This is a genomic window from Flagellimonas alvinocaridis, assembly GCF_965248585.1.
In the GTDB taxonomy this organism is placed as follows: domain Bacteria; phylum Bacteroidota; class Bacteroidia; order Flavobacteriales; family Flavobacteriaceae; genus Flagellimonas; species Flagellimonas alvinocaridis.
In genome coordinates this window covers 3163107-3174220 of the sequence record NZ_OZ252111.1, presented here as the reverse complement: position 1 = coordinate 3174220, position 11114 = coordinate 3163107, and the positions used below count along the sequence as shown (strand labels likewise).

General features: G+C 44.8%; 9 protein-coding genes. 4 read left to right on the top strand and 5 right to left on the bottom strand.

Annotated features, from left to right (window positions below; all coding sequences use genetic code 11):
* Window positions 1-17: 17 nt before the first annotated feature.
* The 4 genes from hutG to hutH form a co-directional block, all read right to left on the bottom strand.
* Window positions 18-983 (bottom strand): formimidoylglutamase, encoded by a 966-nt coding sequence (gene hutG / locus ACP14V_RS14270; RefSeq protein ID WP_272608669.1) that lies wholly within the window; start codon window positions 981-983, stop codon window positions 18-20.
* A 4-nt stretch (window positions 984-987) separates the two neighbouring features.
* A complete protein-coding gene (locus tag ACP14V_RS14265) occupies window positions 988-2997 on the bottom strand; it encodes a urocanate hydratase (RefSeq protein ID WP_272608668.1) in 2010 nt (669 codons plus the stop codon).
* A gap of 87 nt (window positions 2998-3084) precedes the next feature.
* Window positions 3085-4314, bottom strand: coding sequence for an imidazolonepropionase (gene hutI, locus ACP14V_RS14260; RefSeq protein WP_272608667.1), 1230 nt, complete (start codon window positions 4312-4314; stop codon window positions 3085-3087).
* A 1-nt stretch (window position 4315) separates the two neighbouring features.
* Window positions 4316-5893 carry a histidine ammonia-lyase gene (hutH, locus tag ACP14V_RS14255; RefSeq protein ID WP_272608666.1) on the bottom strand — a complete coding sequence of 526 codons (1578 nt, stop codon included), beginning with the start codon at window positions 5891-5893 and terminating at the stop codon, window positions 4316-4318.
* 215 nt (window positions 5894-6108) lie between these two features.
* Between hutH and ACP14V_RS14250 the strand changes: the two genes are divergently transcribed.
* Together ACP14V_RS14250 and ACP14V_RS14245 are read left to right on the top strand one after the other, a co-directional pair.
* Window positions 6109-6996, top strand: a complete 888-nt coding sequence (locus ACP14V_RS14250; RefSeq protein ID WP_272608665.1) for a LysR family transcriptional regulator — start codon at window positions 6109-6111, stop codon at window positions 6994-6996.
* A 48-nt stretch (window positions 6997-7044) separates the two neighbouring features.
* The gene (locus ACP14V_RS14245) at window positions 7045-7599 is read left to right on the top strand and encodes a nitroreductase family protein (RefSeq protein ID WP_272608664.1); all 555 of its coding nucleotides are present in this window, start codon (window positions 7045-7047) and stop codon (window positions 7597-7599) included.
* On the opposite strand, the gene ACP14V_RS14240 is transcribed toward ACP14V_RS14245, so the two are convergent.
* The gene (locus ACP14V_RS14240; protein ID WP_272608663.1) at window positions 7596-8108 is read right to left on the bottom strand and encodes a DUF456 domain-containing protein; all 513 of its coding nucleotides are present in this window, start codon (window positions 8106-8108) and stop codon (window positions 7596-7598) included. The two genes, ACP14V_RS14245 and ACP14V_RS14240, sit on opposite strands and share 4 nt — an antisense overlap.
* A 108-nt stretch (window positions 8109-8216) precedes the next feature.
* Here ACP14V_RS14240 and ACP14V_RS14235 point away from each other — a divergent pair, with 108 nt between their 5' ends.
* Window positions 8217-8681, top strand: coding sequence for a hypothetical protein (locus ACP14V_RS14235; protein ID WP_272608662.1), 465 nt, complete (start codon window positions 8217-8219; stop codon window positions 8679-8681).
* Window positions 8682-8790: 109 nt separating this feature from the next.
* Window positions 8791-11016, top strand: a complete 2226-nt coding sequence (locus tag ACP14V_RS14230; RefSeq protein WP_272608661.1) for a TonB-dependent receptor — start codon at window positions 8791-8793, stop codon at window positions 11014-11016.
* Window positions 11017-11114 lie beyond the last annotated feature (98 nt).

Below are 11114 nucleotides of genomic sequence, written 5' to 3'. Positions count from 1 at the left end.
ATTCCGGATAATGCCTTTCAATGAATATTGTGGGCTACATAATGCATCAAGGAGGCGGCCAGTTTAGCCGTTTGCCCGTCAATATCATACTTGGGATTCATCTCGGCAATATCCAAGCTGATCAGCTTTCCAGAACCTATAATCGTTTTCAAACATTCCAAAACAATGTGGGGAGTAAAGCCCATGGGAGAAGCGGCACTTACCCCTGGCGCGTAGGCCGATGAAAATCCGTCCAAATCGATGGTTACATAAATGTGGTCCACATTTTTGACGAAAGCATTGATCCATGTGGTGATTTCCTCCAAAAATGGGATTTGGAAGGTGTCAATAAGAATATAATTGGCCTTAAGGTCACGAGCGGTTTCAAATAGGATCCGGTCATTTGCATCTTTTCGAATGCCCAAACAGAGATAGTTGAAATCAATGTCTTCCTTTTGGCAATCCTTGGCAATCTGGTAAAAAGGAGTCCCCGAATTGTTTTGCTCCGAATTTTTCCGCAAATCAAAATGTGCATCAAAATTAATGATGCCAATGGTCTGTCCTTCTTTTTTGCTATCCAAATAGGTTTTGATACCCTTGTAGTGGCCGTAAGCCATATCGTGTCCGCCACCTAAAACAATGGGAAACTGTTTTTTGTCTAAAAGCATCGTGACTGCTTCGGCAAGTTGTTCCTGGGCAGACTCCATATCGCTGTTGGTGCAGCTGATGGAGCCTACATCCTGCAATAATACATGACTGGCCAGATGATTGGGCATTTTCCCAAAACTACTTTTAATGGTATCCGGGCCATCCGCTGCGCCAACCCTACCTTGATTACGACGGACTCCTTCATCACAGGCGTAGCCCAAAAGGGCAATCGATTTTTTATGGGGTTCCGAAAGTTCGGTCAAGGGAGTGCAATGTACCTTTTCATGTAGGTACAACCATTTGTTGGAAACCCTGCCTGTCCAAAGATCTATTTTCGGGGAGTCGTAGTACTTCATCGCATTAAAAAAGATGGTCCAAAATATCCGGTTCAACCAGATGGGGTAAAGTTACTTTTAAATTTGGAGTTCGTTTCATTTCTCGTTCAATGGCAAATCTTGCTTCCTTGTTTCTGGCCCAACTTCTACGGGAAATTCCATTGTTCACATCAAAAAACAACATTCTCTTTAATCGTATGGAGGCTTCTTTGGAACCATCGAGCACCATTCCGAACCCACCGTTGATGACTTCGCCCCAACCAACGCCTCCACCGTTATGGATGGAAACCCATGTGGCGCCCCTAAAACTATCGCCGATTACATTTTGAATGGCCATGTCAGCGGTGAACCTGCTGCCGTCGTAAATATTGCTGGTCTCCCGAAACGGAGAATCGGTTCCACTGACATCGTGATGGTCGCGACCCAATACCACGGGAGCACTGATTTCCCCATTGGCAATGGCGGTATTGAATGCATCGGCAATTTTGCTTCGTCCCTCGGCATCAGCATAAAGGATTCGCGCTTGAGAACCGACCACCAATTTATTCTGTTCCGCTTCCGAAATCCATTTGATGTTGTCCTGCATCTGCTGTTGGATTTCTTCGGGAGCTTCGGATTTTATTTTTTGCATCACCTCAAGGGCAATGGCATCTGTTTTTTGAAGGTCTTTGGGGTCACCAGAGGTACAGACCCAACGGAAGGGGCCGAATCCGTAATCGAAACACATAGGTCCCAAAATATCCTGAACGTAGGATGGATACCTGAAATCGATATTGTTTTCAGCCATCACATCACCGCCCGCTCTGGAAACTTCCAATAAAAAGGCATTGCCATAGTCAAAAAAGTAAGTGCCTTTGGCGGTGTGTTTGTTAATGGCATTGATTTGTCGGCGTAGCGATTCCTGTACTTTTTCCTTGAATGCTTCGGGATTGTCTACCATTAAGGTGTTGGATTCCTCAAAAGAAAGTCCAACGGGATAATAACCACCCGCCCAAGGATTGTGTAAGGAGGTTTGGTCGGATCCCAAGTGCACAAAAATGTCCTCTTCATAAAAACGTTCCCAAACATCAACTACATTGCCGATGTACGCCAAAGAAACCACCTCTTTATTTTTTACAGCTTCTTTGGTGCGAATCACCAATAAGTCCAAATCCACCAACAATTCATCCACCCATCCTTGGTCGTGGCGTTTTTTGGCCGCTTCGGGGTTGACCTCTGCACAAATAGTGATGCCGCCTGCAATATTTCCGGCTTTGGGTTGAGCGCCACTCATTCCCCCAAGTCCAGCGGTCAAGAAAATCTTGCCTTCGGAGGATTCATTTTTCTGCAATACTCTTCTGAAAGCGTTCATTACCGTGATGGCGGTTCCATGGACAATGCCCTGCGGTCCAATGTACATATAGGAGCCGGCCGTCATCTGTCCATATTGAGTGACACCCAATGCGTTGAAGCGTTCCCAATCGTCGGGTTTGGAGTAATTCGGAATCATCATACCATTGGTAACGACCACTCTTGGCGCTTCTTTGGATGACGGAAAAAGCCCCATCGGATGCCCTGAATACATGTTCAAGGTCTGCTCCTCGGTCATTTCAGCCAAATATTTCATGGTGAGTAGGTACTGGGCCCAGTTTTGGAATACCGCTCCATTTCCTCCGTATGTGATCAATTCCTCGGGATGTTGTGCCACCGCAGGGTCCAAATTGTTCTGAATCATCAACATTATGGCTGCCACTTGATGCGTTTTCGCTGGGTAATCCGAAATGGGTCGCGCATACATCTCATAATCGGGCTTGAACCTATGCATATAAATGCGACCATAGGTTTTTAGCTCCTGCGCAAATTCTGCAGCCAGTTCTTGGTGCCAAGCCTCGGGAAAATAGCGTAGCGCATTTTGAACGGCCATTTTTTTCTCTTCCTTGGAAAGGATGTCTTTCCGTTTTGGTGCTGGATTCCCATTTTTCTGATAGGCCTTTTTTGTGGGTAATTCCGAAGGGATTCCTTGAAGAATTTGTGATTTGAAATGATCTTTTTTCATTAGTAATAAAGAATGATTTGTCATTCCTTCGAAAGCAAGAATCCAAAATAGGGTAGTGGATTCCGAATCAAGTGCGGAATGACAAAGCTATTTGCAAACGTTAATTCCATTTTTCCATACCATACTTGGCTTTAATTGTCCTTGGTGGTAGGTGATTTCTTGATAGTTGTCCGTCGGGAAAACCACAAAATCTGCCTGTGCACCCTCTTCCAGTTTGCCTCGGTCCATCATTCGTAATGCTGCGGCTGCCCTAAAGGTGATTCCAGACAAAACCTCGGTATTGGACAATTTTTCAAAGGTTCCCAAAATACTGGCTTGGGCCAACAGGTCGCCCATGGGAGCAGACCCTGGGTTATGGTCGCTGGCAATGGACAAAGCACCGCCTGCATCCAAAATTTTACGGGCAGGGGTGTAGGCACATCCCAAACCGAGTGATGCTCCCGGCAAAGCGGTGGCAATGGTATTGCTATTGGCCAACAATTGAATTTCTTTTTCAGTGCTGGCCTCCAAATGGTCTGCACTCACCGCATCAAAATCTACGGCTACTTGACTGCCTCCTGTGGTAAATTGGTCGGCATGTACGGTAATATCGAATCCCATTTCTTTCGCTTTTTGAAAATAGGGTTTGATTTCCTCCGGAGAAAAAGCACTTTCCTCTACAAAGGCATCCACTCGGTGGGCCAAGTTTTCTGCTTTGATGATGGGGAACAAATCCTTGATGATCACATCCAGATAATCTTCGTTTTGATTCCAGTCTTTTGGTTTCATGTGGGCTGCCAGACAGGTCGGCACCAAGGTCACATTTGAAGTTTCATTGGCCTGTTTGATGGCACGTAGCATTTTCAGTTCTTCATCAACCGAAAGACCATAACCACTTTTCACCTCAATGGTAGTGATTCCGTTTTTCAAATGTTTTTGACTTCTGGCAAGGATTCCGTCAACCAATTCATCCTGCGAAGCTTTTCGGGTTTGGGTCACGGTGTCCCAGATGCCGCCACCCGCTTTGGCGATTTCCAAATAGGTTTTTCCGGCATTTCGATAAGCGTAGTCGCGTGCCCGGGTACCACCAAAACAAATATGGGTATGGGAATCCACAAATCCAGGTAGACAAACATGTTCTCCTTCGATGTGGTGCACATTGACATGATTGGATTTTAATTCATCAAAAACCCCGACTTTGAGAATTTTTCCATCAGCAACCAAAATACCCCCATTTTCAATAATGGGCAGTTGTTCATCCTTGAGTGCTCCCTTTAAAGGGAGCCCCGTCATGGGCAGCAGTTGGGTGAAGGGTCCTATTAAAAGTGGTTTGTTCATGCTAATATGTTTCAAATTCATCGAGATAGGGAGCATCCCAAGTCAGTTCTTTCTCTTTCATGACCGATTCCACCAAATCAATGATTTCGTGGGTTTGAATGATTTCGATTCCTTTTTCAATATCATCCGCAAAAACGCGGTCGTTTTTGGCAAAAGCCACCTTGGTTCTCAGGAAAGTATGGATTTCGTCCAACACAATCCCTGATTTTAAGGGTTTTCTGAATTCAAATGCTTGGGCTGAGGTCAGTAATTCGATAGCGAGAATTTTCTCGACGTTCTCGATAATGTTAAGTGCTTTTCTACCACTAATGGAGCCCATACTCACATGGTCTTCCTGACCTAACGAGGTGGGAATGCTATCGGCACTGGCGGGGAAACACAGACTTTTGTTCTCGCTGGCCAATGCAGCCGTGGTGTACTGCAAGATCATGTAGCCCGAATTGATGCCCGTATCGTTCATCAATAATTTAGGAACCCCGGGACTGTTGCCCTCGAGAGCCAAATAGATGCGTCGGTCAGAAATATTTCCAATTTCCGAGGCGGCCAGAGCGGCATAATCCAAGGCCATGGCCAAAGGCTGTCCGTGAAAGTTTCCACCGCTAATGGTGAGTTCATCATTGATGATGACAGGATTGTCCGTTACCGAATTCAATTCGATTTCCAACAATTCCTTTAAATGCAACCACGCATTTCGGGATGCACCGTGTACTTGCGGCATGCAACGGAGGGAGTAGGGGTCTTGGACCCGTTCGCAATCGATATGGTCTTCCAAAATCTCGGAACCTTGAAGTAGGGTACGGATTCTTCCTGCTACGTGTTGATTGCCCTTGAATGGTCTCAGTTGATGCAATTCTTCAAAAAATGGCTTCATGGAACCTTGAAGTCCTTCCAGCATCATGGCGCCGATAATGTCGGCATGGCGTAAACAATGTTGCAGTTTGTGAACGACCATCACTCCATGGGCAGCAATAAATTGGGTGCCATTGATCAGGGCAAGACCTTCTTTTGGGCCTAATTCCAATGGTTGTAATCCAGTTTGCTTAAAAAGTTCCTGGGTTGGGATGGTCTTTTCTTGGTATTCCACCTTGCCAAGACCTATCAATGGGAGGAACAGATGGGAAAGGGGAGCCAAATCCCCTGAAGCCCCAACCGAACCTTGAGAGGGAACTACGGGAATGGCATCGTTTTCCAAATGCCATAGCATGCGTTGCAGGGTGGTTTCGGCAATGCCCGAAAACCCTTTGGCTAGAGCATGGATTTTAAGAATCAACATGATTTTAGCCAATTCGGTGGAAATGGGGTCTCCCACACCCACACTATGACTTTGCAGTATATTGGATTGAAGGATTTTGGTATCGGCTTTGGATATCTTGGTATTGCATAAAGGACCAAAACCCGTGTTGATGCCATATACCGTATCGCCCTTTTCCACGATACGCTGCACCCGCTGGTAACTGGCATTCACATTTTTTAGGCATACTTCGGAGAAAACACCTGTAATAGTGCCATGGGCCAAACCCAAAGCTATGCTTGCTGTTAAACGGTCCTCGCCAAATTGGAATATTCGGTCTATTGCCATGCTTTAAAATTAATTCACTAGTGATTGTACGCAATCAATCCTATTGATAAAAGGTGTCAGGTCGAGCGCAGTCGAGACCTTGTTTTAAGGCAATGGATTCAATTACTTCTCGACTGCGCTCGAAGTGACAGCGTATGAAGATTGATTACTGTTATCCAAATTTACAGATTAGGTTTAATAATCACCAATACTTATTTTTGTAATAATCAATAAGTATGAATTATCAAATAGAGCTTAGACATTTTATCTATTTTTTGGCCGTGGCCGAAGAACTCCATTACAGAAAGGCAGCAGAAAAGTTGTTTATTTCTCAACCTGGCTTGAGTACCCAAATCAAACAAATGGAGGGGATATTGGGCACCCAACTTTTTGTGAGGGACAAGAAGAAGGTGAGCTTGACCCAAGCAGGGGAGTTTTTAAAAAAAGAGGTTGAATTTATCCTGAATCATCTCGACCAGACCAAAAAGCAGGTAAAACTCATTGGGGATGGACAATTGGGAGAGGTGCGAATCGGCTTTTTGGGTTCCGCCATGCAGAATGTGGTACCCAATTTGTTGCTGGGATTGAAGGAGAAATATCCAACGGTACACACCACGTTGGAAGAACTTTCCAACCGGGCACAGATCAATGCAATCTTGGCCGATCGACTGGATTTGGGTTTTGTACGATTGTCCCGCGTACCCAAAGGATTGGATGTGAAACCTGTTTTTGAAGATACCTTTTCCTTGGTATTGCCCGAGGATCATCCTTTGGATGAATCGAGCTTCAAAAATATTGAACAAGTAGCCGATGAAGATTTTATTCTTTTTTCCCAAGATTATAGTCCCATGTACTACGATACGGTGCTGAGTATTTGTGAGGATAGTAGGTTTGTGCCCCATGTTTCACACAAATCGGTTCATGCGCAGACCATTTTTAAATTGGTGGAAAATAAATTGGGGATTGCCATTGTGCCCACAACGCTTCAGCATGGGTTCCAGATGAAGGTGAAGTTCATAGAAATGAAAAAAATAAAACAACGAGCCGTATTGAGTATGGTCTGGAAGACCGATAATAGAAATCCTGCACTTCAAAAATGTATGGATTTGCTCATGAAATTATGATTCCAACATTTTGGGGAGTAACTTTGGATTTCATCTAAAAGAATAGCTATGATTTTTGATTTGATCAAGCAGCGAAGAAGTATTTTTCCTGCCCAGTATATTGATAAGCCCATTCCCAAAGAAACCCTAGAAAAGATTTTGGAAGCGGCCAACTGGGCCCCTACCCACAAGAAAACAGAACCATGGCGTTTTAAAGTGTTGACAGGGGATAAGAAACAGGAATTGGGGATTTTCCTTTCCAACAAGTATGAGGAGGTGGACTTCAAACCAAAACAGGTCACAATCAAAAAATTACAATTCAACCCGTCCAATTCTGGCGCGGTGATTGCCATTTGCATGCAACGGGACCCTTCTGAAAGTCTGCCCGAGTGGGAGGAAATCGCTTCCGTGGCCATGGCCGTCCAAAATATGTGGTTGTGTTGTACTGAACTGGGTATTGGTTGTTATTGGTCTTCCCCAGGGCTCATCAAATACATGGACGGATTTTTTAATTTGAATGAAGGGGAAAAATGTTTGGGCTTTTTCTATATGGGGTATTATGAGGGTGATGTGGAACCTTCCAACAGAACTCCGATTGCTGAAAAAGTGGAGTGGTTGGATTAAGTAAAGGAAAATAGGTCACCCGCATATTTTACGGCAATGTAGACATAGAATATAGCGTAGAAAACGGTCAAGACCAGTTTCATAAAGGTGCCCGTTAAAAATCCAAGAAATGAACCAAAGGCCGCCTTCAGGGCGGTTTTTTGATTGGCCTTGTTCAATAATTCACCCACCAAGGCACCGATAAAGGGCCATATAATAATTCCGAATGGGCCAAAAACGGGAAAAAAGATGGCCACCAACAACCCAACGATGGTTCCCCACATACCCGCTTTGCTGCCACCAAATTTCTTGGTGCCCATAGCGGGAATCACATAGTCCAGAATGGTAATGGTAATCGCTATGACAAAAGTAACTCCAAGGATCCACCAATTATCGGGGACAGCCTTGGTTAGATATAATAACAATAGTCCAACCCAACTTATGGGAGGACCGGGTAGCACAGGTAAAAAACTACCCAATATCCCAACCAGCATCAGAACAAATCCCAAAATCAATAAGACAATATCCATGGTATGGTGTTTATGGTTAGACAAATGTAGGACACAATTGTTACAAAGAAAGTGGAATAAAACCGACTTGGTAAAGATTTCGTAAGTAGATTTGAAACCCAGAAAGCAATGCTTTTGAAATCGATACCGACATATTCCAAATCCAGACTCACACGAGCAAGCTGCCTTGTACTATGCCTTTTTTATTTGGTGGGACTTTTTAATGGACTCGTAATTGAAGTATTGCACGAAGCATCCCATGCTTTGGATGCCGGCACCCATCAACATGGGAATGAGGAACACCATAGCTTTTTTGCAAATCATCAAACCGTTGACTATTCGTCCTTGGGGGCTATGGCGGGCCACTCGCACGAAGCTTTGGAGGCCTTAAAGGATTTATTGGAGGCCAATCAGCCAGATGAAAAAGAGTCGAAAGATGAAATCCTCTTTAAATTGGACAAACATTTTAGTGAAGAAACCCGTATTACATCGGAAATAAATACGCTGCAAGTCAATGATAGAAATTGGGCGTATCAGGGCATAACTTCTTTTTGGAGCCTAAGTGTGATTACGCCTCCTCCTAAATATTACTGAAAAGGGCTAGGCCAAATTTTTGAGAACAGGTTCCAATCTTCTTTGGAACGGGTCTAGTGTTTCCATAGTTCAGATCTATTTACATAAATCAAATTAAAAAGACAACGACATGAAATATTTTATGGCGGTATGTTCCCTATTTGTCATGGGGGCAGTTGCCGCGCAAGATTATAAGGGTCAATTGGTAACTGCCGATGGCTCCCCGTTGGAAGATGCGGGCATATTCAATAAGACCAATGGCCAACACAGCCATACCGATGGTACCGGACATTTTTTTCTGGACCGTACTTCGGTGAGCGATACCATTTATTTTTCACGGTTAGGGTATGCCACTCAAACTAGGGTAGTGAGTGCTCAAGATTTACAGCAACCCGTTCGGATCGTGCTCAATGAAAGTTCCATTTCCTTGGATCAAGTGGTTTTGGTTTCCGAGGTGAACGCTTTGAGCCGTTTGGTGGATGTGGATGTAAAGGCCGACCCGGTAAAATCCTCACAGGAAATCCTGAGAAAAGTCCCCGGCTTGATCATAGGGCAACATGCCGGAGGTGGAAAGGCAGAGCAAATATTTTTGCGTGGTTTTGATGTGGACCATGGGACCGATGTGGCCATCAATGTGGACGGGATGCCGGTGAATATGGTATCACATGCCCACGGTCAGGGGTATGCCGACCTTCACTTTGTAATTCCGGAAACCATTGAAAACGTCAACTTTGGCAAGGGGCCGTATTATATGGAGCAAGGCGATTTCAACACGGCCGGTTATGTGGATTTAAGGCTGAGAAAAAGCTTGCAAAACAGTATGGTATCCACAGAAGTGGGACAGTTTGATACGCGACGGTTTTTGGGGATGTTCAATGTGTTGGAGCAAGGGAATAGCAGTGCCTATTTGGCCTCCGAGCTATATCTGACCAATGGCCCGGTGGAATCGCCCCAGAATTTTAATCGCCTTAATATTTTGGGAAGATATCGCTATGCCTTGCCCGGCGATCAGGAGTTGTTGTTGACCGCTTCGCATTTTCAAAGCAAGTGGGATGCCTCGGGACAGATTCCGCAACGAGCTGTTGATCAAGGATTGATTAGTCGGTTTGGCTCCATTGACGATACCGAAGGGGGGCAGACCAGCCGGACCAATTTTGTGGTGAACCACAATAAAAATCTAAACGATGGGAAATCGCTCAACACCATGGCTTTTTTATCGCACTACGATTTTGAACTGTACTCCAACTTTACCTTTTTCTTGGACGACCCAGTAAACGGAGATCAAATCAAACAATATGAAGACCGCATGATGTTGGGGGCCAGGACCATATTTAAAAATAATACGGCGCAATTAGGGTCCACTAATTTCAAGTATCAGGCAGGAGTAGGGTTTCGGTACGACAATGTGGATGATAATGAACTTTCACACACCTTGAACCGTCAAGAGCTTTTGGAGCGTTTGGCCTATGGTGATGTGGATGAAGTAAATACCTATGCATTTGCCGGGGCAGCATTCAAATCCGGGAAATTTACATTTGAACCTGCCTTACGGTTGGATTATTTCAAGTTCGATTATGTGAACAAACTCAGTGAACTGTATGACAACCGAAGTGAGGAAAAAGTGGCCTTCAGTCCCAAGTTCAATACTATTTTTAGCCCAACGGCAAACACCCAGTTCTTCCTAAAAACAGGAATGGGATTCCATTCCAACGATGCCAGGGTCGTAGTGGCCAATCAAGGCGAGGATATTCTTCCCACGGCCTATGGTGTGGATTTGGGAACCATCTTAAAGCCGGTGGACAGGCTAGTGTTGAATGCTACAGTTTGGAGCTTGTTCTTAGATCAAGAGTTTGTGTATGTGGGAGATGCCGGTGTGGTGGAGCCTAGTGGCAAGACGCGGCGATTGGGATTGGAAGTGGGGGCCAGATACCAACCCTTTGAGGGACTCTACCTCTATACCGATGCCAATTATACCCATGCCAGAAATACTGAAGAGGCCGATGGGGAAGATTATATTCCTTTGGCCCCGGATTTTACCGTGGTAGGTGGATTTACTGCAGGAACCGACCAAGGGTTTTCAGGGGGACTTAATTACAGATATGTGGACGACAGACCGGCCAACGAGGACAATTCCATTGTGGCCGACGGCTATTTTGTGACCGATGCCACCCTGAACTACGGCCTCAACAATTGGACGTTCAGTGTGATTGTGGAAAACCTGTTCGACACGCAATGGAATGAGACCCAATTTGCTACTGAGAGTAGACTGTTCAGTGAACCTAGCCCCGTGGAAGAGATACATTTTACCCCGGGAATGCCTTTTTATCTTCGAGGGAAGGTCAGTCTTACCTTCTAAAGAAAAATCCGCTGGGGAGGTATACTTCAGCGGATTCATTTTGAACTTTTTAACTATAAAATTAGTTTAAACTAAAAATTTAGTTATATTTGTTTCAT

Bases quoted from the DNA above. Each gene is read 5' to 3' on its own strand.
- ACP14V_RS14235 (WP_272608662.1), top strand. From the start codon at position 8,217: ATGCTTTTGAAATCGATACCGACATATTCCAAATCCAGACTCACACGA.
- ACP14V_RS14230 (WP_272608661.1), top strand. From the start codon at position 8,791: ATGAAATATTTTATGGCGGTATGTTCCCTATTTGTCATGGGGGCAGTT.
- ACP14V_RS14250 (WP_272608665.1), top strand. From the start codon at position 6,109: ATGAATTATCAAATAGAGCTTAGACATTTTATCTATTTTTTGGCCGTG.
- ACP14V_RS14240 (WP_272608663.1), bottom strand. From the start codon at position 8,108: ATGGATATTGTCTTATTGATTTTGGGATTTGTTCTGATGCTGGTTGGG.
- ACP14V_RS14265 (WP_272608668.1), bottom strand. From the start codon at position 2,997: ATGAAAAAAGATCATTTCAAATCACAAATTCTTCAAGGAATCCCTTCG.
- ACP14V_RS14245 (WP_272608664.1), top strand. From the start codon at position 7,045: ATGATTTTTGATTTGATCAAGCAGCGAAGAAGTATTTTTCCTGCCCAG.
- hutH (WP_272608666.1), bottom strand. From the start codon at position 5,893: ATGGCAATAGACCGAATATTCCAATTTGGCGAGGACCGTTTAACAGCA.
- hutI (WP_272608667.1), bottom strand. From the start codon at position 4,314: ATGAACAAACCACTTTTAATAGGACCCTTCACCCAACTGCTGCCCATG.
- hutG (WP_272608669.1), bottom strand. From the start codon at position 983: ATGAAGTACTACGACTCCCCGAAAATAGATCTTTGGACAGGCAGGGTT.